At 64.6% G+C, this 22,295-nt stretch carries 30 protein-coding genes and 1 riboswitch; of the genes, 14 read left to right on the forward strand and 16 right to left on the reverse strand.

The window, feature by feature from the left end; translation table 11 throughout:
• Positions 1-30 precede the first annotated feature (30 nt).
• From hisS to RX329_RS06095, 3 genes are all read left to right on the forward strand, one after another.
• Entirely contained in the window at positions 31-1,551 is a 1,521-nt protein-coding gene (gene hisS / locus RX329_RS06085; RefSeq protein ID WP_085358094.1) for a histidine--tRNA ligase, read from the forward strand.
• 100 nt (positions 1,552-1,651) lie between these two features.
• Positions 1,652-1,855, forward strand: a complete 204-nt coding sequence (locus RX329_RS06090) for a tautomerase family protein (protein ID WP_008144861.1) — start codon at positions 1,652-1,654, stop codon at positions 1,853-1,855.
• 183 nt (positions 1,856-2,038) lie between these two features.
• Positions 2,039-2,443: a thioesterase family protein gene (locus RX329_RS06095; protein WP_018453507.1), complete on the forward strand. Its 405-nt coding sequence runs from the start codon at positions 2,039-2,041 to the stop codon at positions 2,441-2,443.
• A gap of 99 nt (positions 2,444-2,542) precedes the next feature.
• Here RX329_RS06095 and proC read toward each other — a convergent pair whose 3' ends face one another.
• Together proC and RX329_RS06105 are read right to left on the reverse strand one after the other, a co-directional pair.
• Positions 2,543-3,367 carry a pyrroline-5-carboxylate reductase gene (gene proC / locus RX329_RS06100; protein WP_085358096.1) on the reverse strand — a complete coding sequence of 275 codons (825 nt, stop codon included), beginning with the start codon at positions 3,365-3,367 and terminating at the stop codon, positions 2,543-2,545.
• 183 nt (positions 3,368-3,550) lie between these two features.
• Positions 3,551-4,051: a YbjN domain-containing protein gene (locus RX329_RS06105; protein WP_018453509.1), complete on the reverse strand. Its 501-nt coding sequence runs from the start codon at positions 4,049-4,051 to the stop codon at positions 3,551-3,553.
• 411 nt (positions 4,052-4,462) lie between these two features.
• Positions 4,463-4,620: riboswitch (FMN riboswitch) on the forward strand.
• 76 nt (positions 4,621-4,696) lie between these two features.
• Between RX329_RS06105 and RX329_RS06110 the strand changes: the two genes are divergently transcribed.
• The gene (locus RX329_RS06110) at positions 4,697-5,260 is read left to right on the forward strand and encodes a 6,7-dimethyl-8-ribityllumazine synthase (RefSeq protein WP_026232546.1); all 564 of its coding nucleotides are present in this window, start codon (positions 4,697-4,699) and stop codon (positions 5,258-5,260) included.
• Between the two features lie 75 nt (positions 5,261-5,335).
• On the opposite strand, the gene RX329_RS06115 is transcribed toward RX329_RS06110, so the two are convergent.
• The 8 genes from RX329_RS06115 to RX329_RS06150 all read right to left on the reverse strand — a co-directional run bounded on the left by RX329_RS06115 (position 5,336) and on the right by RX329_RS06150 (position 13,006).
• Positions 5,336-6,370 (reverse strand): ATP-grasp domain-containing protein, encoded by a 1,035-nt coding sequence (locus RX329_RS06115; protein WP_085383806.1) that lies wholly within the window; start codon positions 6,368-6,370, stop codon positions 5,336-5,338.
• A complete protein-coding gene (locus tag RX329_RS06120; protein WP_085350066.1) occupies positions 6,367-7,395 on the reverse strand; it encodes a putative zinc-binding metallopeptidase in 1,029 nt (342 codons plus the stop codon). Before RX329_RS06120 ends, RX329_RS06115 begins: the two co-directional genes overlap by 4 nt.
• 240 nt (positions 7,396-7,635) lie before the next feature.
• Positions 7,636-8,589, reverse strand: a complete 954-nt coding sequence (locus RX329_RS06125) for a ribose-phosphate pyrophosphokinase (protein ID WP_007596822.1) — start codon at positions 8,587-8,589, stop codon at positions 7,636-7,638.
• A gap of 193 nt (positions 8,590-8,782) precedes the next feature.
• Positions 8,783-9,397, reverse strand: coding sequence for a hypothetical protein (locus RX329_RS06130; protein ID WP_085358098.1), 615 nt, complete (start codon positions 9,395-9,397; stop codon positions 8,783-8,785).
• A 113-nt stretch (positions 9,398-9,510) separates the two neighbouring features.
• The gene (gene pgeF, locus RX329_RS06135) at positions 9,511-10,278 is read right to left on the reverse strand and encodes a peptidoglycan editing factor PgeF (RefSeq protein ID WP_018453516.1); all 768 of its coding nucleotides are present in this window, start codon (positions 10,276-10,278) and stop codon (positions 9,511-9,513) included.
• A complete protein-coding gene (locus RX329_RS06140; RefSeq protein WP_018453517.1) occupies positions 10,275-11,393 on the reverse strand; it encodes a class I SAM-dependent methyltransferase in 1,119 nt (372 codons plus the stop codon). Before RX329_RS06140 ends, pgeF begins: the two co-directional genes overlap by 4 nt.
• Positions 11,394-11,414: 21 nt before the next feature.
• A complete protein-coding gene (gene lgt / locus RX329_RS06145) occupies positions 11,415-12,260 on the reverse strand; it encodes a prolipoprotein diacylglyceryl transferase (RefSeq protein WP_085358100.1) in 846 nt (281 codons plus the stop codon).
• Between the two features lie 8 nt (positions 12,261-12,268).
• Positions 12,269-13,006, reverse strand: coding sequence for a dienelactone hydrolase family protein (locus RX329_RS06150; protein ID WP_085350060.1), 738 nt, complete (start codon positions 13,004-13,006; stop codon positions 12,269-12,271).
• A 169-nt stretch (positions 13,007-13,175) separates the two neighbouring features.
• On the opposite strand from RX329_RS06150, the gene RX329_RS06155 reads away from it, so the two are divergent.
• The 4 genes from RX329_RS06155 (at position 13,176) to ychF (ending at position 16,097) form a co-directional block, all read left to right on the forward strand.
• On the forward strand, positions 13,176-13,427 hold the full coding sequence (locus tag RX329_RS06155) for an accessory factor UbiK family protein (protein ID WP_007596812.1): 252 nt from the start codon (positions 13,176-13,178) through the stop codon (positions 13,425-13,427).
• Positions 13,428-13,610: 183 nt separating this feature from the next.
• On the forward strand, positions 13,611-14,330 hold the full coding sequence (locus RX329_RS06160; RefSeq protein WP_085358102.1) for a 50S ribosomal protein L25/general stress protein Ctc: 720 nt from the start codon (positions 13,611-13,613) through the stop codon (positions 14,328-14,330).
• Between the two features lie 58 nt (positions 14,331-14,388).
• Positions 14,389-14,994 (forward strand): aminoacyl-tRNA hydrolase, encoded by a 606-nt coding sequence (pth, locus tag RX329_RS06165; RefSeq protein WP_085358104.1) that lies wholly within the window; start codon positions 14,389-14,391, stop codon positions 14,992-14,994.
• 5 nt (positions 14,995-14,999) lie between these two features.
• Positions 15,000-16,097 (forward strand): redox-regulated ATPase YchF, encoded by a 1,098-nt coding sequence (ychF, locus tag RX329_RS06170; protein ID WP_026232547.1) that lies wholly within the window; start codon positions 15,000-15,002, stop codon positions 16,095-16,097.
• A gap of 29 nt (positions 16,098-16,126) precedes the next feature.
• Here the strand turns inward: ychF and RX329_RS06175 are convergent, their stop codons facing one another.
• Positions 16,127-16,423, reverse strand: coding sequence for a DUF4282 domain-containing protein (locus RX329_RS06175; RefSeq protein WP_018453524.1), 297 nt, complete (start codon positions 16,421-16,423; stop codon positions 16,127-16,129).
• A 178-nt stretch (positions 16,424-16,601) separates the two neighbouring features.
• On the opposite strand from RX329_RS06175, the gene RX329_RS06180 reads away from it, so the two are divergent.
• The 3 genes from RX329_RS06180 (at position 16,602) to RX329_RS06190 (ending at position 17,881) form a co-directional block, all read left to right on the forward strand.
• A complete protein-coding gene (locus RX329_RS06180; protein WP_018453525.1) occupies positions 16,602-17,054 on the forward strand; it encodes a MaoC family dehydratase in 453 nt (150 codons plus the stop codon).
• Positions 17,054-17,536, forward strand: a complete 483-nt coding sequence (locus tag RX329_RS06185) for a MaoC family dehydratase (RefSeq protein ID WP_018453526.1) — start codon at positions 17,054-17,056, stop codon at positions 17,534-17,536. Before RX329_RS06180 ends, RX329_RS06185 begins: the two co-directional genes overlap by 1 nt.
• Positions 17,537-17,734: 198 nt before the next feature.
• Positions 17,735-17,881, forward strand: coding sequence for a hypothetical protein (locus RX329_RS06190; protein ID WP_007596790.1), 147 nt, complete (start codon positions 17,735-17,737; stop codon positions 17,879-17,881).
• A 28-nt stretch (positions 17,882-17,909) separates the two neighbouring features.
• Here the strand turns inward: RX329_RS06190 and RX329_RS06195 are convergent, their stop codons facing one another.
• The 5 genes from RX329_RS06195 to RX329_RS06215 form a co-directional block, all read right to left on the reverse strand.
• Complete coding sequence (locus RX329_RS06195; protein ID WP_018453527.1) at positions 17,910-18,047, reverse strand: hypothetical protein; 138 nt, start codon at positions 18,045-18,047, stop codon at positions 17,910-17,912.
• A 280-nt stretch (positions 18,048-18,327) separates the two neighbouring features.
• The gene (locus RX329_RS06200; protein ID WP_018453528.1) at positions 18,328-18,750 is read right to left on the reverse strand and encodes a hypothetical protein; all 423 of its coding nucleotides are present in this window, start codon (positions 18,748-18,750) and stop codon (positions 18,328-18,330) included.
• 240 nt (positions 18,751-18,990) lie between these two features.
• Positions 18,991-19,908 carry a hypothetical protein gene (locus RX329_RS06205; RefSeq protein WP_198957603.1) on the reverse strand — a complete coding sequence of 306 codons (918 nt, stop codon included), beginning with the start codon at positions 19,906-19,908 and terminating at the stop codon, positions 18,991-18,993.
• Between the two features lie 213 nt (positions 19,909-20,121).
• Entirely contained in the window at positions 20,122-20,562 is a 441-nt protein-coding gene (locus RX329_RS06210; protein WP_018453530.1) for a nuclear transport factor 2 family protein, read from the reverse strand.
• A gap of 216 nt (positions 20,563-20,778) precedes the next feature.
• Positions 20,779-21,231 (reverse strand): nuclear transport factor 2 family protein, encoded by a 453-nt coding sequence (locus tag RX329_RS06215; protein WP_085350057.1) that lies wholly within the window; start codon positions 21,229-21,231, stop codon positions 20,779-20,781.
• Between the two features lie 275 nt (positions 21,232-21,506).
• Between RX329_RS06215 and RX329_RS06220 the strand changes: the two genes are divergently transcribed.
• The 3 genes from RX329_RS06220 (at position 21,507) to RX329_RS06230 (ending at position 22,252) form a co-directional block, all read left to right on the forward strand.
• Positions 21,507-21,746: a hypothetical protein gene (locus RX329_RS06220; RefSeq protein WP_018453532.1), complete on the forward strand. Its 240-nt coding sequence runs from the start codon at positions 21,507-21,509 to the stop codon at positions 21,744-21,746.
• A 120-nt stretch (positions 21,747-21,866) separates the two neighbouring features.
• Positions 21,867-22,070, forward strand: coding sequence for a hypothetical protein (locus RX329_RS06225; protein WP_231190249.1), 204 nt, complete (start codon positions 21,867-21,869; stop codon positions 22,068-22,070).
• Positions 22,067-22,252 (forward strand): hypothetical protein, encoded by a 186-nt coding sequence (locus RX329_RS06230; protein WP_240543162.1) that lies wholly within the window; start codon positions 22,067-22,069, stop codon positions 22,250-22,252. Before RX329_RS06225 ends, RX329_RS06230 begins: the two co-directional genes overlap by 4 nt.
• The last annotated feature ends 43 nt before the right edge of the window (positions 22,253-22,295 follow it).

Raw genomic sequence — 22,295 nt, forward strand, 5'->3', positions numbered from 1 at the left:
GCATCACGCGTCGGCTGGTAAATGCCGCGCATGGCCGAAAAACCCAAAAAATCCCAGAAGCTGAAGGCGCGGCTGCCGCGCGGGCTCGAGGATCGCGATCCCGCCGCGATCCGGGCGACGCGCGAGATGGTGGAGAAGATCCGCGCCGTCTACGAGCTCTACGGCTTCGAGCCCGTGGAAACGCCGGCGATGGAATACACCGATGCGCTCGGCAAGTTCCTGCCCGACCAGGATCGTCCGAACGAGGGCGTGTTCTCGTTCCAGGACGACGACGAGCAGTGGATCAGCTTACGCTACGATCTGACCGCGCCGCTCGCGCGCTATGTCGGCGAGCGCTACGGGACCGACGGTCTTGTGTTGCCCTATCGCAGCTATCGCGTGGGCTACGTCTTCCGCAACGAGAAGCCTGGCCCCGGCCGATTCCGCCAGTTCATGCAGTTCGATGCGGACACGGTCGGCTCGGCCACGCCCGCGGCGGACGCTGAGATCTGCATGATGGCCGCGGACACGATGGAAGCGCTTGGTGTTCAGCGCGGCCAGTACGTCGTGAAGGTGAACAACCGCAAAGTGCTCGACGGCGTTCTGGAAGCTATCGGGCTCGGCGGCGACGAGAACGCAGCACGCAGATTGACCGTGCTGCGCGCGATCGACAAGCTCGACAAATTTCCCGCCGAGGAAGTTCGCAAACTGCTCGGTCCCGGTAGATGGGATGGCGGCGAAGAAGGCAAGGGCGACTTCACGAAGGGCGCCAATCTAAGCGCGTCGGAAGCTGACGTCGTTCTCGCCATCACCAAACCGCGCGACGATTGGAAAGAGGCCATCGCCGCGGCGGAAACCTATCTCGCCAAGAGCGAAGTCGGTCAGGCCGGCGTGAGCGAGCTGGAAGAGATCGCGAAACTGGTGACGGCGTCGGGGTACGGCGCGGACCGCATCAAGATCGATCCCTCCGTGGTGCGCGGTCTCGAATATTACACGGGCCCCGTCTACGAGGTCGAATTGCTGCTCGAGACCAAGGATGACAAGGGCCGCCCGGTCCGCTTCGGCTCGGTCGGCGGTGGTGGCCGCTATGATGGTCTCGTCTCGCGCTTTCGCGGCGAGCCGGTGCCGGCGACCGGATTCTCGATCGGCGTGTCGCGGCTTCAGGCCGCGCTGACTCTGCTTGGCAAGCTCGACACGAAGCCCGGGTTCGGCCCCATCGTCGTCACCGTGTTCGACCGCGACCGCGTCGCCGACTATCAGAAGATGGTCGCATCGTTGCGAACCGCCGGCATTCGCGCCGAGCTCTATCTCGGCAATCCAAAGAACATGGGCAACCAGCTCAAATATGCCGATCGCCGCAATGCGCCCTGCGTCATCATCCAGGGCTCGGATGAAAAAGCGCGTGGCGAGGTGCAGATCAAGGATCTGATCGAGGGCGCGAAGGCGGCGGCCGCGATCGCTTCCAACCAGGAATGGCGCGAGAGCCGCCCGGCGCAGTTCTCGTGCAGCGAGGCCGACCTCGTCGCCAAAGTGCGCGAGGTGTTGGCGCGCCATGACGTGAGCTGGGGCTAGCCATTCGCTGACGTCGCCATGCCCGGGCTTGTCCCGGACATCTACCTCCTGTTTGATGGCGCCCGTCAATGGCCGGTGTCCGGCCCCAAGGGAGAGAAAAATGCCTGAGATCACTGTCAGCATGGCCGAAGGCCGCACCGACGAACAAAAGGCCGGCATGATGCGCGACATCACCCAGGCACTGGTGAAGAATCTCGGCGTCGATGCCGACGCCGTCGTCATCCAGATCAATGAAGCCCCGCTCCGCCACAAGATGAAGGGCGGCAAGACGTTCGTGGAGCGCGCGGCGGCTGCGAAGAAGTAGCCGGCGTTGGTTCGGCAACCACAAAGGTCGTCCTGGCGAAAGCCAAGGACCCATTACCCCAAGCGGCAGTTGTCGCAGCAGGTCGTGGTTTAGACCGCGCATGACAATGTTGAGTCGGGGTAATGGGTCCTGGATCGGCGCTCCGCTTCGCTGCGCTTGTCCAGGACGACGGGGGGAGGCCCCATGGACGCACGCGACTTCATCAAGGTCGGCATGAGCGCCGAGCGCACGCTGGTGGTGCCGGTGGAGCGCACGGTCGGGCATTTCGTGCCCGGCATGCCGATGGTCTATGCGACGCCGATGATGATCCTGGAAATGGAGATGACGTCGGGCGATGCGATTCGTGCGGCGCTTCAGCCGGGCTGGGTCACCGTCGGCACCGAGGTCGATATCCGCCATCTTGCAGCAGCCCTCGTCGGTGCGACGGTGCGGACCACTGCGAAGGTTTTCGCGGTCGAGCGCCGCGTCATCCGCTTCGAGGTCGAGGCCTTCGAAGGCCCGCGAAAACTCGGCGAAGGGCGCCACGCGCGCGGGCTCGTCAATGTCGAGATGTTCAACAAGCGGCTAGCCGCAGGCTCGAAATCGTAGGGTGGGCAAAGGCGCGCAGCGCCGTGCCCACCATCTTTCCGCGATTGCATTCGAATGAGTGGGGCACGCTTCGCTTTGCCCACCCTACGGCACACTTTCTTACTTCGCCAATTCCTTCGACCGCTTCGTCGCCGCCGCGATGGCGCGGATCATCAGATCGCGCAGGCCGGGCTCGCCCATCAGCACGCCGAGTGCCGCGGCCGTGGTGCCGCCGGGCGAGGTGACGTTCTGGCGCAGCGTGCCGGAGGCAAGCTCCGACTGGTGGAGAAGTTCACCCGAGCCGGCGACGGATTCGCGCGCGAGTTTTGTCGCGAGCGCCTCGGGCAATCCCGCCTCGACACCGGCGCGCGCGAGTTCCTCGGCCAGCAAAAACACATAGGCCGGACCCGAGCCGGACACCGCAGTGACCGCGTCCATCAGGCTCTCATCGTCGACCCATTCGACCGAGCCGGTGGCGCGTAGCAGCGCATCGGCCACCGCGCGTTGCTGTGCGCTGACATTGTTCGCGGCGACAGCCACCGTGATGCCGCGACCGATCGCGGCCGGCGTGTTCGGCATCGCGCGCACCACCGCGCCGCCGCAGACCTCCTCGAGCGAGGCGATCGTGGTTCCCGCCATGATCGACACCACCGCGGTCTTGTCGGAGACGAATGGCTTCAGCTTGGCGCCGGCCTCGCGGAACATTTGCGGCTTCACCGCGACGACGAGCGTCTCGACCTGGCCTGCCGTCGTCACATCAGGATTGAGCGCAATCCCCTTGGCGGCAAGTGCGGTGATCTCGGCCGAGATGTGCGGATCGATCACCGCGACGCGGCGCGGATCGAGCCCGCCCGAAAGCCATCCGGTCAGCATCGCGCCGCCCATCTTGCCGGCACCGGCGAGCAGGATGGTGCCGGTGATGTTCTCGAGAGTGCTGTTCGCCATCGCTGTCGCCACCGCCGTCGTCCTGGCGAAGGCCAGGACCCATTACCACGGCTGGTTCTAGTGGAAGGATGGCAGAGCAACAAGCATCGCGAGCTACACAAAGACCTCGCGGTATGGGTCCTGGCTTTCGCCAGGACGACGATGGAGAAAGCCGGGCTCGCTCGCCGCCTCGGGAGAGTGCGCTTACGCCTCGCCCACCGTGTCGAACATGGCCGCGTCCATGGCTTCCGTCGTGGACTTGCCCGCCCACACCACGAACTGGAAAGCCGGGAAATAGCGTTCGCAGGCGTGGATGGCGCCTGCGAGCATGGCTTCGCACTGGCCGGTGGAGGCGATGAGCCCGCCCGGCAGCACCAGGGCCTGCCGGTGCATGATCATGCCGGTGGTGGTCCACAGGTCGAAGTGCCCGACCCACAACTGCTCGTTGACCGCGGCCACGAGCCGCTGGACCTCCGGCCGCCGCGCAACCGGGATCTTCATGTCGAACGCGCAGGCCAGATGCAGCGCCTCGATCTCGCCCATCCAGGTGAAGGAGATCTGGTAGTCGGTCCATTGTCCCTTGGAGACAATCGTGAGTTCGTCTTCGCCGGAGCGTTCGAACGGCCAGTTGTTGCTGGCAGCGATATCCTCGACCACCGCGAGCGGATGGTTTTTGGAATCGATGGTGCCTTCGAGCAGGGACATGCCGTCTCGACCTCTTGCCTTTTTGTTGTCTTTGATACGCACGCGGTTGGTCCGGCGCGCGCTCCCTTAAATCTTGCTAAGGCGATCCGTTCGGATCAGCGCGGGCTTGTCGCGGATCAACTGATGTGATTTGCGGAATCTGCGCAACTGGCTGCCGAGTCCGTCCACAAGTCAGGACTCGTTCGTCCACAGCTCATCTCCGCCACAATTATTAACGCCGGTGAGGCCGAACCGGATGGAGAAGAACAAACCGGAATCGGATTCGCCAAAGGCCTGCCAATCGCTAATTCCGTCGCGTGCCCCCTGGACCGCCATGGCGGCATGGGACCATGCGGTTTTCCCATGCGGAACCCGCTTGCCGCGGCCCCGAACCGGCGTCATATTCCGGTCAGGCCGTTCATCCCGGGCGGCCGATGTTCTCAGGGCGGGGTGAAAGTCCCCACCGGCGGTAAGGGCCGTAAGGCCTAAGCCCGCGAGCGCCTTCCTCAAAGCCTTGCTGAGGGGAAGGGTCAGCAGATTCGGTGCAACTCCGAAGCCGACGGTTAAAGTCCGGATGAAAGAGAACGGTCGGTGGCAGACGCATCGCAGGATGCGGCTGTTTGTCGTTCCGTGTGCCCTGATTCTGGTCCTTAACTGAGGAAAGCCATGAATCAGATGTTGCAAGATCCCCAAGCCGAAACGTCCCAACCAACTCAAACGCCACCGCCGGTTCCGCAAGATCCGGTGCCCGACCATCCGCGCTTCGCGAAACCGCAGCGGGTGGCCTTCGTGCAGGCCTGCTGGCACCGCGACGTGGTCGAGGAGGCCCGCATCGCCTTCGCGAAGGAGGCAGAAGCGCGCCACCTCAATCATGTCGACGTGTTCGAGGTGCCGGGCTCGTTCGAGATCCCGCTGCATGCGCAGATCCTGGCCAAGACACGACGCTACACCGCGATCGTCGCGGCCGGCCTCGTCGTCGACGGCGGCATCTACCGCCATGAGTTCGTCGCCGATACCGTGATCAAGGCGTTGATGGACGTGCAGCTGCGCACCGAGGTGCCCGTGTTCTCCGCGGTGCTGACGCCGCAGCAATTCCACGAGACCGAGGTGCACTACGATTTCTTCCGCAAGCATTTTGCCATCAAGGGCGTCGAAGTGGCAGCCGCCTGCGCGGAGACATTGCTCGGGCTCGAACGCCTGCGCGGCCAGGTCGCCGCGGGAATCGTGTAACGCAGCGCAACGACGATCCCTCATCCCGAGGGGCGCGAAACGCGTCTCGAAGGATGAGGGCGATCGCCGCCGTCATCACCCCAGTGACACCCCCGCTTTGGCGCGGCTGATCCCAAGCGTCAGGATGCGCTGCAGGAGAGCCGGATATTTCAGTCCGTCATGTAGAGCGGCCGTGGCGAACTCCTGGCTCTTGGCGATCTCGGGATTGGGATTGGCTTCGATGAAATATGGCGTGCCGTCGGCAGTGAGACGAAAATCGATGCGCGCGTAGCCGTCGAGGCCGAGCACCCGGTAGATGCGTTTCGCGGCCCGCTGGATCCTGGCGGTCACTTCCGGCGCCAGATCCTTCGCAGGTCCGTCGACGATGCCGACCTTCTCCTGATAGTCGGTGTCGTGCTTGGCCTTCTCCGTGGCGATATGCCGTGACGAGCGGCCGCCCATGCTGCCGAATTTCAGCTCCCAGACCGGCAGAACGCGCAAGCGGTTGTTGCCGAGCACGCCGACGTAAAGCTCTCGCCCCTCAATGAACTGCTCGGCAATGGCGGCGGATTCGACCCGCTCGTGGATGAAGGCAACCCGCTCCGCCAGCTTCTCGTCGGTGTCGACGATCGATGCTTGCGAGATGCCGAACGAGCCATCCATGTTCAGGCTCTTGACGATCAGCGGCAGCGCAAGGCGTGTCGGGCGTTTCACCTTGCGGCGCATCGGGAAGACCGCAAAGGCCGGCGCGGCGATCCGGCGGTGATGCACCAGCGTCTTGGACAAATCCTTGCCGCGGGCGAGGGTCAGGCCGCGCGGATTGCACCCGGTATAAGGGACCTTCATCAGCTCGAGATAGCTCGCGATGTGCTGGTCGAAGGCGACGTTGTTGTGGAATTCCTCCAGCAGCGTGAACACCACGTGCGGCTTGAATTCCTCGATAGCTTCGCGCACCGGCTTGATTTCCTCCTGCGCGCCGAGTGGGCGAACCTCATGGCCCGCCGCGCGCAAGGTACTCACCACGTCGTATTCCGTTTTCCACGCGTTGATTTCCTGCGCGGTGTGCCCGTCGCTGGAGTCCGGCGGCACGAAGTCCGGATGCATGAGCACCAGAATGCGTAGACGTCTCATAGCGCGATCCATTTTCGTCGAGACGGGCCAAACATCGTGTGCATCGTCTTGGCGGTCACGAGGACGATGAAGTCGAGAACAAGCTTCTGTTCAGGGCCGACGGCACGCAGATCGAGCTCGCGACAACGAGAGATCATCTCGTCAAGCACGGCATCGAGCGTAAGCTGATTCTCGCCGGTCCATCGCGAGACCAATTGCCTGATCTGGGAGCGGTGGCGCCTGATCAGGGCTGAAGCCGGCTTTGAGCGGTGGTGCCTTGGATCGGCTGAAAACAGCCGGGAGAGATCGCGGTCGTAGGTCTTGGGGGGCGTGAAGGCGTAGAACGCCTGCTTCTTCTTGTAGTGCTCTTCGAGCGTCTGGCTGAGCCGACCCAGCGTATCGACACGCTCCCGCGTCGTGATCGGCGGCCGCTTTCCCGCGATCTCGCCCATCAGCTCGTCGACATATTCAAGCTTCTTCAGTGCCGGCCAGCCCGCATATCGCGTTCGCCAGTTCGAGCGCGGCCGCAGCCACACCGCAAAGGTCTCGGCGAAATCCTCGTCCGGATGGCTCTGCGCGTACCACAGCCGCAGATGCTGGACGTAACGCCGGCTGGCCGGATTGGGCCGGTAATAGCGCGGATAATGTTTCGACGACGGGCCGAACAGTTGCTGCCAGCGCCGGCGGCGCTGCAACTGATAGCCGTGCTGGATCGCATGGCCCGCTTCGTGACGAAGGATGGCCATGCATTCGCGCCAGGTTCCGCCCTCGACGTCGAACATCATCTTCTTCTCGAGCTTCATCAGGCGGGGATGAGCGAGATAGAACGGAATGGCGATGCCGGGAACGCCGCCCGGACTGAACCATTCGCTCGACATCCAGGTGTGCGGCCGCAGCCGGATGCCGCGCTCCTCGAGTTCCTCGTAGAGCGTTCTGACGCAGTCCTCGAGCCAGGTGCCTTCGACCGTAACCCTCAGGCTGGAGAGGCGTTGCTTGAGCAACTCATCATCCGACAGCTTCTCCCAGGCAAATTTCCGGCGTGGCATCGGGCATCCAGAGGGCAGAGATGACTCGGGATTCGGATGATGTCATGGGCGCTCGTTGGCAACAACCCGGGGGGCGGCGGCGCGTGAGGCCGTAGGGGGCAAAGCGACTTGTCCGCCGGAGCTCGACGAGCGAAGGCGGAAGCATGCTCACCGTCTTCATGTCCACAAAAAAGGTGGGCACGGCGCGTTGCGCCTTTGCCCACCCTGCGATTTCTCCGCAAGCGGCCAGAGGCGGAAAACTCAGTCGAACAGGCTCGACACCGACTCTTCCGCCGCGGTGCGCGCGATCGCGTCCGAGATCAGGCTGGCGATCGGCAGCGTGCGGATGTTCGGTGCCTTGCTCACCGCCTCCGTCGGCAGGATCGAATCGGTGATCACCAGCTCCTTCAGCCTGGAGTTCGTGATACGGGCCGCCGCGCCGCCGGAGAGCACGCCGTGGGTGATGTAGGCGTAGACGTCCTTGGCGCCCTTGGCGATCAGCGCGTCGGCGGCGTTCACCAGCGTGCCGCCGGAATCCACGATGTCGTCGATCAGGATGCAGGTGTAGCCGGCGACGTCGCCGATCACGTTCATGACCTCGGATTCACCCGCCCTCTCGCGGCGCTTGTCGACGATCGCGAGCGGGGTGTTGATGCGCTTGGCGAGGCCGCGTGCGCGCGCCACGCCGCCGACGTCGGGCGAGATCACCATTGTCCTGGAGAGGTCGAACTTGTCCTTGATGTCGCGCACCATCAGCGGCGCTGCGTAGAGATTGTCGGTCGGGATGTCGAAGAAGCCCTGGATCTGGCCGGCATGCAGGTCGAGCGTCATGACGCGGTCGACGCCGGCCTGGGTGATCAGATTGGCGACGAGTTTTGCCGAGATCGGCGTGCGCGAACCCGACTTGCGGTCCTGCCGGGCGTAGCCGAAATAGGGCAACACCGCGGTGATGCGGCGCGCCGAGGAGCGGCGCAGTGCGTCGGTGATGATCAGCAATTCCATCAGATGGTCGTTCGCCGGAAACGAGGTCGACTGGATGACGAAGGCATCCGAGCCCCGCACGTTCTCCTGGATCTCGACGAAGATCTCCATGTCGGCGAAGCGCCGTACCACCGCCTTGGTCAGCGGCAGGTCGAGACCTTGCGCGATGGCCTGAGCGAGAGCCGGATTGGAGTTGCCGGCGACGAGCTTGATGGAGCCGTTCTTGGCCGACATGGACGCTTCCTCCCGCGCTTTGCTGGACACGATGTTCAACATCAAACAATACCCACTGGAAGCACGGTTACGACGGGCGAGGAAATATCAGGCCGGGGGCTGCAATGGCAACCCGGGGCACTACGTTTTCCCTGCGAAATCCCGAGTCCGGCCAACGGTTTGGCCGGAAAACGGGGCCGTGGTTTCGCGGGGGTTAGCGCTCGGCATAGCCCAGCGCCGAGGCCGGCATGTCGGCCAATGGAGCCTCCGGGATCACGCTCGCCACGGCCGGCCCGCGCAAGCCGGGCGCCGAGTTCGGCGCATCCGGTGTACCGTTGATCATGTTGGAAAGTCCGCTGAATCCGGCCTGGGCGATCTTCCGCAGCACGAGGTCGTCGGCAGCGCCCCAAGGATCCCGGCCGCCCTTGGCCGCGGTCGGTTCCTCGCCGGAAAGGCGCAGCGCCCGCTGCTGGTTGGCGTCGTAGACGTCCCAGACCCAGGCGATCACGGTCTTGCCACGAACGATCTGGGCGGAGAGGTAGCTGCGCACGCGGTAGGCAGCCGTCCCCTCGCGGGAGACCACGGACAGGCTGCGCAGCTTGGATTCGCTGTCGAGCACGCCGACCATGCGGTCGAACACTTGCGGCGGCGGCCCGTCGATCGATTCGAACGCGACTGTCGCCCCCGAGCCGGCGCTCGGCGCCATCGCATAGGAGTTCGCGGCGCCACCGCCACCGGCACAGCCGCCAAGCGCGGCCGCCGCCGTCAGCAGCATGACCGCGAGCACGCGCGAACCCGCGCGGCGCAAGATGAATGACGCGTCCCTCATTATGGAGGGCAGCGATATCGTTAAAACGCATTAACGTCTAGGGCGGGGGCGCCACAGGCCACTATCATCGCGCGCAGGCATCGCCCCGGAATGACACGGGGTTGCCTTTGTGTTCACGCTTCGAGCGCGATCGCGTGAACGTGGCGGCCGTAATCCGGCTCTTTGCGATGTACCGAGCGGCGGTAGCTGAAGAAGCGTTCGTCGGCGTAGGTGTCCAGACCGAGATCGTCGATCATCAGGATGCCCGCGGCTTCCAGACGCTTGCGGATGAAGCCGGCGAGGTCGAACATCGCGTGTCCCTCGCGCACCGACGGGATGAAGAACATGGCGTTGTCTCCATCCGCCTCGATGAAGCGCGCCACGAACTCGTTGCCGACTTCATAACTGTCCTGGCGGATCAGCGGGCCGATCGCGGCGATGATGCGGCTCCGCGAGGCGCCGAGTTTTTCCATCGCCGAAATGGTCTGCTCCAGCACGCCGGTGAGCGCACCCTTCCAGCCGGCATGCGCGCCGCCGATCACGCCCGCATTGGGATCGACGAACAGCACCGGTCCGCAATCGGCGGTGGAGACGCCGAGCGCGATGCCGGGCACCTTCGTCACCAGCGCATCGCCCTTCGGCCGCGGCCCGCTCGGCCACCGAGCTTCGGCCACGAGCACGTCGGGCGAATGGATCTGGTGCAGGCTGAGAAAGCGTTCGGGTGCGACGCCGACATGCTCGGCCATGCGGCGGCGGTTCTCCGCAACAAGGGCCTGGTCGTCATTGGAGCCGAGCCCGCCGTTCAGCGCGGAATAGATGCCGCCCGAGACGCCGCCCTCGCGGGTGAAGAAGGCGTGGCGCAGGCCGGGCACCGCGGACAGCAGCGAGGAGGCAAGCGTCATGAATCGTCTCCGGCGCGTTCGAGATCGCTGAGTCCCGCAAGGCCCGTCAGCCGCGGCTCGGAGATGCCGAGCACCTTGAACATCGAACCCATGCCGCTGCGCCCGGTTTCGGTCAGGCGCTTGAGCGCGATCGAAATGTCGGTGGCGACGTCAGGCGCCGCCTTCTGCATCAAGGCGGCTGCACGGGTCTCGATGCCGACGCGTTTGAGGAAATCGCCCTGCGTCACCGGCCCGTGCACGCGGGCGCCGACGTCCTCCGCCCCGCGCGCGAGCGCCTGGAAGTCGACATGGGCTGTGACGTCGGCCTGGCCCGGCGCCTTCAGGGGATCGGTGAAGGTGTGGCGCGCGATCGCCTGGAAGGTGTCGCCGGCATCGCTGCGCAGATGACCGTAATCGATGATCAGCGCCGCGCCGTCCTGGTCGCGCACGCGGCTGGCGAGCTTCATGATCTCGGCATCGGGCCGCCATTCGAACACGGCCCCGACGGGCGCGGCGCGCACCAGAGGCGGCAGCAACACCTCGAAGCGCGGCGTCGGCTCGGCCGCCGCGCCGAATTGAAGTTTTCCGTTGGCGTCGACCTCGATCACGCGCTCGTGCCAGCCGTTCTCGTGTCGGACCATCTGGTGGATCGGCAGCACGTCGAAATATTCGTTGGCGAGGATGATGCTCGGTCCCTCGGGCACGTCGTCGATGCTGTCGTGCCAGGCGATGTTGCGCACGCCCGACAGCGTCGCACTCTGCCGCTCGCGCAGGACGGGATTGACCTCGACCATGTGGATGTGGAGCGCCTGGTAGAGCGGCGGCAGCACGCGGAGCGCGCGCAGGGCGTCGGCCATCATGGTGCCGCGGCCGGGGCCGAGCTCGATCAGCCGCAGGAATTGCGGCGAGCCCATCTGCTTCCACACCGAGGCGGTCCACAGGCCCAAGAGCTCGCCGAACATCTGGCTGACCTCCGGCGCAGTGGTGAAGTCGCCTTCTCGTCCCAACGGATCGCGCGAGACGTAGTAGCCATAGCGCGGATGCATCAGGCACAGTTCCATGTACCGCCAGACCGGCATGGGGCCCGAGGATTTGATCAGCGCCTTGATCTCGTCGAGTAACGGCTGGTCGGTCACGGCCTATCTTCTCAAAAGGAATTAACGAATAGCCCCTACGGGCTCGGGCGCACCGCGCCTCACCGCCAATACAATAAGTATGCCGCCCACAATAAGCATCGGGATCGACAACAGCATGCCCATGGTTAATCCGCCCCAGAGGAAGCCGAGCTGGACGTCCGGTTCGCGGAAATGCTCGCCGGCGATCCGGCTCAAACCATAGATCAGGATGAAGGCGCCGAGGATCATGCCCGGCCGCTTCAGGGCACCGAAGCGGATCATGACCGCGAGCACTGTGAACAGCAAAATGCCCTCCATGCCGGCCTCGTAGAGCTGGCTCGGATGGCGCGGCAGCTGGGCGGGATCGTTGGGGAAGATCATCGCCCAGGGCAGCTCCGGGTCGGCGGCGCGGCCCCACAATTCGCCATTGATGAAATTGGCGATGCGGCCGAGCAGCAGCCCGACCGGGGCGACGGCGGTGGTGATGTCGCCGAGCGACAGGATCGAGATGCGGTTGCGATAGGCGAACCACATCACCGCGACGACGCAGCCGAGGAAGCCGCCGTGGAAGGACATGCCGCCTTCCCACAGCCTGAAAATCGCGGCGGGATGGTCGATGAAGAAGGGCAGGTTGTAGAACAGCACATAACCGGTGCGGCCGCCGAGGATGATGCCGAGCGTGACCCACAGAATGAAGTCGTCGATCTGCACCAGCGACATCGGCGCCGGGCCGCCCCACAGCCGCTCCCTTTTCAGGAGCGAGCGCGCATAGAGCCAGCCGAACACGATGCCGCAGATATAGGCCAGGGCATACCAGCGGATCGCGAACGGGCCGATCTCGATCGCGATCGGCTTGAAGGCGGGAAAGTCGATGAGAAGAAGTTGCATCGCGCCTTCTATGTCTGGACGAGATTGCGGCGATAGAGCGCCAGCAGACGCTCCCAATGCCGCTCGGCGGCGTCGCGGTGATAGACCGGACGCTTGGGGAAGGCGAAGCCGTGATGGGTGCCGGGATAGATCTCGACTTCGGCTTTGGCGCCGCTCATGCCCTGCTTCACCTTCTCGATGATCTCGGCGGGCGCGTAGATGTCGGTCTCGGCGCAGGCGAAGTAGAGTTCGGCCTTGGTCTTGGCTGCCGCCAGATGCGGGCTGTCGTCCTGGTCGGTTGCGAGCTGCGTGCCGTAGACCGAAGCGGCGGCCTTGACGCGATCGGGGAAATGCGTGGCGGCGTTGACGGCGTAGCGGCCGCTCATGCAGTAGCCGACTGTACCGATCAGCTTGGTGTTCGCGGCCGCCTGGCCCTCGGCATAGGTGAGCAACGCCCGGGTGTCGTCCATGATCATGGGGATCGTGAGCGATCCCATCAGCGCGAACATGCGCTTGCGCTCCGGCGCGTTCGGATCGGCCGGCAGCGCGCCGAGCTCCATCACGCCGGAGCGGTAATAGAGGTTCGGCAGCATCACGTAATAGCCCGACGTCGCGAGCCGGCGCGCCATGTCGCGCAGCTCTTCGCGGATCGCCGGCGCGTCCATGTAGAACAGGATGACCGGAAACGGCCCGCCGCGTTCGGGATGGCTGATGAAGGTTGCGGTGTGACCGTCCTTGGTGGGGATCGCGATCTGCTGGTCGATCATCTCGAGCGCCTTTTGTGATTCTTCTTATGCAGGGACGTTGAATACGATTGCAAGGAAACCGGGGCATGACAAGGATACCGCCGATCGGCCCTTGAACCGGCCCAAACGGATTGCCATTGTCTTCCCGCGCGTTCGCGCAGAGTTCATCGAAAGCCGCCAGGAGACCGACATGACCCAGACCAACAACCGGTTTTTCGACGAGATCGGCCGCCTGATGAACGATGCCGCCGGCGCCGCGCAGGGCGTCAAGCGCGAGTTCGACACGGTGATGCGCACCCAGGCCGAAAAATTCCTGCGCGATATGGACCTGGTCAAGCGCGAGGAGTTCGAGGCGGTCAAGGATATGGCGCGCTTGGCGCGCGAGGAGAACGAGGCCCTGAAGGCGCGCATCGCGGCGCTGGAGGCCAAGCTCGGCGGGTAACTCCGCCGGCTCCGTCCGGGCGATCCGGTTCCTTCCGGCCGCCCATTCTCCTTGTTATTTCCGCGTCTTCCGGGTAAAAGCCCGCCACGTCCGCAGCCCCCGCACCCCTGGAGGCTTGCTGCGGCGTATGCCATGGGCCGCGTTGCGGCCCATTAACTTTTGCAAAAACAAGGACTTAACGTTATGGCGACCGTCAAGGAATTGAAGGCGACCGCACGTCCGAAGAGCGGCAAGGGGGCCGCCCGGGCTGAGCGTCGCGCCGGGAGAGTGCCCGGAGTGATCTACGGCAACAACCAGCCCCCGCTGACCATCTCGGTTGACGATCGCGAACTGCGCTCGCGCATCCTCGCCGGCCGGTTCCTGACCACGCTGGTCGACATCGACCTCGAAGGCAACAAGCACCGCGTGATTCCGCGCGACTACCACCTCGATCCGGTCAAGGATTTCCCGATCCACGTCGACTTCATGCGGCTCGGCGAAGGCGCCACCATCCGCATCAGCGTTCCCTTGCACGTGGTGAAGGCTGAAGGTTCGCCCGGCGTGAAGCGCGGCGGCGCCGTGAACATCGTTGCGCACGCGATCGAGCTCGAGTGCGGCGTGGAGAACATCCCGCAGTTCATCGAGGCTGACGTCGGTTCGCTCGAAATCGGCCACTCGCTGCATCTCTCTGACATCAAGCTGCCGGCAGGCGTAAAGGCGCTGACCGCCGAGGACGCGACCCTCGTCACCATCGTGCCGCCGTCCGGCTACGCCGAAGAGCTGAAGGCCGCGGCTGCTGCTCCGGCTGCAGGTGCTGCTGCTCCGGCGGCTGGTACTGCCGCTCCTGCTGCGGGTGCTGCTCCGGCAGCGGCTGCCAAGGCCCCGGCTGCCAAGGCTCCCGCCGGCGGCGACAAGAAGAAGTAATCTCTCAAAGCTGGCGCGCGGTCCCTGATCGCGCGCCGAGCGAGGGGCGCGCCGCGTCATGCGACTGTTTGTTGGGCTCGGCAATCCCGGCCCGAAATTCGCACGTAACCGGCACAATGTCGGCTTCATGGCCGTCGACGAGATCGCGCGGCGTCATGGTTTCGCACCCTGGCGCCGCAGGTTTCAGGGCGAGACCTCGGAAGGCACGCTCGGCACCGAGCGCGTGATCCTGCTCAAGCCGATGACCTACATGAATGATTCCGGCCGCAGCGTTCAGGAAGCGGCAAGCTTCTTCAAGATCGCGCCGGGCGACGTCACCGTATTCCATGACGAACTCGAACTGCCGCCGGGCAAGGTGCGGGTGAAGATCGGCGGCGGCATCGCCGGCCACAACGGCCTGCGCTCGATCTCCGCCCATATCGGCAACGAGTACCGCCGGGTGCGGCTCGGCATCGGTCATCCCGGCGTCAAGGAATTGGTGCACGGCCATGTGCTGTCGGACTTCGCCAAAGCGGACAACGACTGGGTGGCGACGCTCTGCGACGCGGTGGCCGAGCACGTGGCATTGGTTGCCAAAGGCACGGACGCGACCTTCGCCAACAGGGTGCACCTCGCCATGCAGGCGAAGGGATTTTTGACCAAGGACGACAACGGCAAGGAATAACGCTCGTGGGATTTAAATGCGGGATCGTCGGGTTGCCCAATGTCGGCAAGTCGACCTTGTTCAACGCGCTGACCGAGACGGCCGCGGCGCAGGCGGCGAACTATCCGTTCTGCACGATCGAGCCGAATGTCGGCGAGGTCGCGGTGCCGGATCCGCGGCTCGATAAGCTCGCAGCGATCGCCAAGTCGGGCCAGATCATCCCGACCCGGCTGACCTTCGTTGACATCGCCGGCCTCGTGCGCGGCGCGTCCAAGGGTGAAGGCCTCGGCAACCAGTTCCTCGCCAACATCCGTGAGGTCGACGCCATCGCGCATGTCGTGCGCTGCTTCGAGGACTCCGACATTACCCATGTCGAAGGCAAGATCGCCCCGCTCGCCGATATCGAGACCATCGAGACCGAGCTGATGCTCGCCGATCTCGACAGCCTCGAGAAGCGCGTCGACAATTTGTCCAAGAAGGCCAAGGGCAACGACAAGGACGCCAAGGAGCAGCTCGACCTCGTCAATCGCACGCTGGTGCTGCTGCGCGAAGGCAAGCCCGCGCGCCTCGTCGAGCGCAAGGCGGAGGAGGAGCGCGCCTTCGGGATGCTCGGCCTGCTGTCGTCCAAGCCCGTGCTCTACGTCTGCAACGTCGAGGAAGGCTCGGCCGCATCAGGCAATTCGTTCTCGAAGGCGGTGCAGGACCAGGCTGCCAAGGAAGGCGCCATTGCGGTCGTCATCTCGGCAAAAATCGAATCCGAGATCGCCACCATTTCGCGCGACGAACGCGCCGACTTCCTGGAGACGCTGGGTCTCGAAGAGGCCGGCCTCGATCGCCTGATCCGCGCCGGCTACACGCTGCTCGACCTCATCACCTATTTCACGGTGGGCCCGAAGGAAGCGCGCGCCTGGACCATCTATCGCGGCACCAAGGCGCCGGGCGCGGCCGGCGTGATCCACACCGACTTCGAGAAGGGTTTTATCCGCGCCGAGACCATCGCGTATGAGGACTACGTCGCGCTGAACGGCGAAGCCGGCGCCCGCGATGCCGGCAAGCTCCGCCTCGAAGGCAAGGAATACGTCGTCGCCGACGGCGACGTGATGCATTTCAGGTTCAACACGTAAGACGCTGGAGTTCGTGCCCCGGAAGCGCCCTACCGCACCCCGCCGCCTTGATCCCTGATCGCGCCAAGATGCTCGTTGATGCGGAAGATGATCAGGATCAGCTCGGCGAGAATGCGCGAGAACACGATTCCGACGACGACGCTCGCGATCGACGACAGCAGCATCAGGAAGCCGCCGAACGGGCTGATCGCCATCATTGCGAGGCCGGAGAAGATGCCGGAGAGGCCGAACAGGCAGATCAGCGCGATCACCAGCCAGTAGAAGGTCTTGATGATCGTCGGCGTGATAAAGCGGTCCCATTGAAACAGGTCGCTGAATGAAAACATTGCTCTCCCCAGGGCAATTCAGGTGTTGTCGGGCCTTGCAAATGGATCGTGGCCCCTGCTCGATCCGACTCAAGACCGACGCCGGCGCGCCGAATGTAGCACGAGCCATGCGGGCCGGCGGGTTGAGATTGCCGCAAAGTGCGGCCACAATCTGTCGTTCCCTCAAACCTTTCCCAAGATGACCCTGACCTTCGAAGATTTCCCGCCCGGCCGGTTCGGAACATTCGGCCCGCGCCATGTCACGCGCGACGAGATCGTGGCCTTTGCCGCCGAGTTCGATCCGCAGCCGATGCACCTCGACGAGGACGCCGCCAGCAAAAGCATGCTGCGCGGCCTGTCCGGCTCGGGCTGGCATCTCTGTTCGCTGATGATGCGGATGATGGCCGACGGTTTCATCACCCGCGCCGCTTCGCTGGGATCTCCCGGCGTCGACGAAGTGCGGTGGCTGTCGCCGCTCAGACCCGGCGACGATCTCATGCTCGAAGTCGACGTCGTGGAGGCCCGCACCTCGAAGAGCCGCCCGGAGCTCGGCATCGTCAAATTCAAATGCACCGTGCGCAACGCCGGGGGTGATGCGCTGTGCGAGATGACGTCGCCGATCCTGATCAAGCGGCGCGAAGGGGCGGTCTGATGCCGTTTTTCGAGGAGATCGAGATTGGGCATCGCCGTGAGATCGGCGCCTATACGTTCACGGCCGAGTCGATCAAGACATTCGCCGCAAAGTTCGATCCGCAGCGTTTTCACCTCGACGAGGAGGAGGGCAAGAACTCCTTGTTTGGCGGGCTCGCGGCCTCGGGCTGGCACGTCGGGTCGGCCTGCATGAGCCTGCTTGTCGCCGACGGCCAGCGCCTGGCGCGGGAAGCCGCTTCGCGCGGCGAGGAGGTCGCGGTGTGGGGCCCGTCGCCGGGCTTTCGCGACCTGCGCTGGATCAGGCCGGTGCTCGCCGGCGACATCGTCACCTACGTCAACGTCGTCATCGACAAGCGCAGCTCCGCCTCGCGACCCGGTTGGGGCATCCTGACCGCGCGCACCACCGGCACCAACCAGCGCGGCGAGGACGTCTACGCCATCACCGCAACCGCCTTCGTGCCGATGCGTGTGAACGGCGGTTAGATTCGTTCCAGGATGAACGGCGAAAACAGCGCGCGAGTGTTGCCCCCGCGCTATGGACGCGATTCCGGGTGGCTGCCATAAGCCTGCGCAACATGGTTTTCCCGCGAAGCAATGCGCGGAACCATCGAGTTGCTAACCAATTATGAACCTGTCGCTGTCTATTTGAACGAACTGGGCAGAGTACAGGGGACGAGGACCATGGCAGACCGCGGCGCACTCAAGCTGGTCGGATTCATCTTTGCTACCGCGACGCTGGCCGTGATGCTGGTGGCCGGCATGGTGGTGAAGGGCTATGCCGACGGCGCCTACACCCTGGAAGCTTCGACCGTGGAAGCCGCCCGGTAAGATTTCGTTAACTCCGCGGCCTCCGCCCTCAGCGGCTATAGACGAACGCCAATGTCGCGATCGCAACCGCCAGCAAACCGACAAAACGCAGCATGATCGTGCCGAACTGGTTCGGCGCGGGCCGCAGCGGTATCGGGTCGGTGGTGTCGGGCCGAATGCTTTCCATGAAAAGTCCCCAGGCCCGGCCGCGATGGCAAGAGCGCTTGGCGTTAGTCGCCGGATGGATGCGGGAAGTTCAAACCCCTCCGCTGTTATGCCCCGCCAAAGCGGGGCATCCGGTACGCCGCGCGTCACAGTTCTAGCCTCGCTGCCTCTGGAATACTGGATCACCCGCTTTCGCGTGATGACACTTTTCGTGGGGCGCGTGCGCACCGTCACACACCCCACGAATCAAAACCGCCGCGCCCCTTTCGGAACGCGGCGGCTGGTGATGCGGGATGCAGCGATCAACTGTTGCGCAGGCCGTCGGCGGCGCGCTTCCACTGCGAGACGTTGTCGGCGATCATGCGGGTCGACTTCATCGCGGCCTGGCTGAGCTGGGCGTAGCCGGAGATCTCGCGCTGGACGCGCTGGCCTTCGGCGTGGAGCAGGTCGCGCAGGCTCTCGAGCTCGGAGATCAAATTCTCGATCTCGGCGAGGGAGGTGCCGGCGACGCGCTGGATCAGCGAGTTGACGTTGGTGACGGTGGCCTCCGCGCTCGGATCGAGCGGCGGCGCGTCCGCGGCGGTCGCTGCCGGACGGCGCAGATAGGCGATGTCGTTGCGGACGAAGTCACGGATGCCGGCTTCGACTTCCGTCACTGCGGCAAGGTTGGTGTCGATGGTCTCGGTCTCGGTGGCTTCGGTCTTTTCCGGACGCATGGCGTTCATCGTTATTCCCCTGTTCGCGTTGAGCGCAGCGCGAGTGTCCCCCGCACGACGACGTCGGTCTGGGACTAGGGCGCCGGATTTTGGCCGCAACTTGGCCGAGGTGCGGCAAGGGCGGTCCATTCGGGGGCTTTGCCGTGGCGTATGGTTACCGGAGTCTGAACGCGGCCGCCGCGCCGAAGTGAATGCGCGGCCGGTCGGTGCTCGACTCCCTCGCCCCGCAGGGGGGAGAGGCGAAAACAGCTACCAGCTCTTCTTGAAACCCGCCGTCAGGCTCTTGTTGATCGCCCCTTGCGAGGTTTCGCCGACGGAACCGGAGACGGTGACGTTGTCGAACAGCTTCTGTTCCGCGCCGACCTTGCGCAGCCATTTGTCGTCCGTGGTCGACAGCGACTGGCCCGCGGTGATGCTGGTGCCGGTATCGGTGAGAGTGACCTTGGCCGACTGCTCGGTCTCGTAATTGCGCGTGACGTGACCGCCGACGCCGGGGAGCGCCGTGGTGCCCTGCTGGTTGACGCTGTAGCCGTTCTGCAGCGTCAGCGACGTGTCGCCCGACAGCGGCACCGACTTGATCAGCGAGGCCCCGAGCTTGCTCTGCTCCGCGCCGGGATCGACGCGAGCCTCCACCGCGGTCTTGTCCCAGATCGCGCCGGCGCCCGGCGCGGTCGCGGCCGCCCAGGCGCTGCCGGACGATTGAGGCACGCTGCCGCCATTGCTGGCCTTCTGTGCCAGCAGCTCGGACATCGTCCGCGGCTCGCTCGTCACCGTCATGTCGGCGCCGATGCGGGCGTCCCAGAATGAGGATACCGACTGCTTCACCGTCACCGCCGAGGAGCCGTTGGCGTTGGCGTTCGTCGCCCAGTTCAGCCCGTCCTTGGCGGCGGCCTGCGCGCGCTTCTTGGCGGCGATGATGTCGTTGAGCGTGCCGGCGTCGATCGCGAGCTGGCCCCAGTCGAGCTTGTCAACGTCGATGCCGCTCAGCACGTCGGGGTCGTTGACGTCGGGGGCCTCCGCCGCTTCGGCGTCGTCGTCGGGCGCTGCGGCCGGGCCGGGGGAGAAGGGCGGAATGATCTGCGCCGCAACCGTCAGCACCGATCCCAAGATCAAAGCGGCCGCCAGCATCGGCAGCCTGGTCCAGCCAAACCCTGTCGCGAATTCCATCGTCCTGCCCGTCAGCCCAGTTCCCGCCGAGGATGCGGAACCATCATTGCGAAATTGTGGCGGTTCCATCAGACGCGAACCAACGGGCCGCGCGAAAGGCGCGCGCCCGATGACGAGCTTCTCCACGATTGCATCCGGCGGGGCTGGAGGCCAGGACGCGTCGTGGGGTGCTCAGCCATCGGTCCCGAAGTGCGGGGCCCGTTGGTGTTCCGTTCAGCCGACGCTGGTCATCTTCGGCAGATGAATGGCGCGGCCAAGTGCCTGCTCGACCAGATCAAACGTGTCGATCAGCACGCGCATGCTGGTGAGCTTGCCCGCCCTGAACTGGGCAAACTGCGCCACCCGCAAGCTGATCGGCTTGCTGGAATCCAGTGCGGTCAGCGAATAGCGCAGCATCGAGGCGGCGGAATCGACACCGAGCATGATGCTCTCGCGGTCGAAGCGGCGGACCTGGAAATTGTCGGCGAATTGGCGGATGACGTCGAGCACGGCGTCCTTGCCCTGGCGCGCGCCGAGGAACGGAAACATGTCGATCGGCCCATAGAGCGCCCACTCGACGTCCTCGTCGATCAGGGCCTCGATGTCCTCGAAATGCCGGTCGTTGATCGCGCGGTGCAACGCACGCGAGAAACGCCAGAGGCTGTGCTCTGTCATCTTGGGCAGTCCTGAAGCTGGCTTGCGAAAGCGAAAAACAACCCCAAGCGCACAGGAAAGGTGCCGCGGGGTCGCTCAACTCATTTGTATGCGAACAAAATACGTCAATTCGGCCAAAACGCAATTCACGTTTTCGCAATGCACAATTGATCCCGGCGTGTGAGATTTACAATAAAACCCCGCATTTTTCCCGGTCCGGGCCGGTTTGGGAGAGAGCTAACCCCCGTCCACCCGCTCGCCCACGATCAGGGGGCCGATCTCACGTTCCAGCACCTGCTGCACCAGATCGTAGGAATCGATGATCTCCCGGATCTGCGCCACCTGGCCGTGGCGAAAAGTGTAGAACACGGCCATGTCGACCTGAATGATGCGGTCGTTGCTGCGCTTCCTGAAGAACACGCGCAGATAGGCCGCGACCGTGTCCCCCTCGGCGACGATCTGCGGCACCTCGTAGCGGATCTCGGCGTATCGCTCCTGCACGGTGCGCCAGAATTCGCCGAGCTCCTGCTTGCCGTGGCACGGGCCCATGTGCGGCAGCACGTCGATCGGCGCGTGGGTGAGGAAGTCGACGTCCTCGGTGCAGCACGACAGCGCGGCCGCGAGATCGCTGCGCGAGATGGCGTCGAGCAGATGCAGCACGCGCTGGCGATTGAGCTTCTCGACCGTCATTCCGCCCGCCCTCATTGGCCGTGTGGAGTTCGCGCAAGGCTAACGCGCTGCCTCGGACACCGGCAATCCGCAAACTACAGGGAATATTGCTGACGTATGACACGCCAGCGCAATGCCAGGTTCATGGCTACAATTTATGATTGAGCGAGCGCGAGCCTTCACGAATTCGTGCAGGCGTTCGGCTGCATGGTCTAGCGAAGCATCGCGTGCGCGCGGGAACCGGGACGGGCCCGTGCCTGTTGAGAGTGCGACACCGCATCCGGAGACATCGATCCATGAAATCCCTCGCCGCCATCGCCGTACTTCTCATCTGTGGCGCGACGTCCGCCGCCAACGCCAAGGGCTGCATCAAGGGCGCCGTCGTCGGCGGCGTCGCCGGCCACTATGCCGGCCATCACGGCGTCCTCGGCGCCGCCGCCGGCTGCCTCTACGGCCGCCACCATGCCAAGGAACAGCAAGAGCAGGAGAGACAGCGGCAACAGCAGAGCCAGGTGAACGGGCAGGGCAAGCTGTAACCCCTGGTCATTCGGGGCGCGCGCGCCTTGTTCCCGCAGAGGAAATGGGCGTGACGCATCTCACATCAGGTCCCCCTGATGACGGCTAGATTCATCTGCATGTCCTCAGGGAGACGTGCCATGGCCGCCGTGGCCAGAGTCAGAAAGTCCAGCATGCACAACGCGCTCGAAGGCCTCGCACTGACCGCGACGCTGCAGAGCTTCCCGACCTTCGCCGCCGCCGCCTTCCTGCTCAAGCTGGTCGGCATCACGACCTGGTCGGCGATCCCGGCGTCGCCATCTTCGTCGTCATCGTCTCGCTCGCCCATGCGCTGCTTGCAGTGAGCTTCGGGCCGAGCTTCCCGCATTTGTTCAAGAACCGTCTACGAACCGAAGTCTTCGAGGCCCATCTGTCGCTCGCCGACAAGATCACGGCATGGCGCACCCAGCCGGTCGCCTCGCTGCAACTGATGACAACCGTGCTGCTGCTGTCGGTGATGGCGGTGGTGACGGCGAGCCTGGGGTGAGTTCGCGTTCTCATGATTCTCCGACGCCGCCATGAACAACCAT

Source organism: Bradyrhizobium sp. BWC-3-1, from assembly GCF_032917965.1.
Classification (GTDB): Bacteria; Pseudomonadota; Alphaproteobacteria; order Rhizobiales; family Xanthobacteraceae; genus Bradyrhizobium; species Bradyrhizobium canariense_D.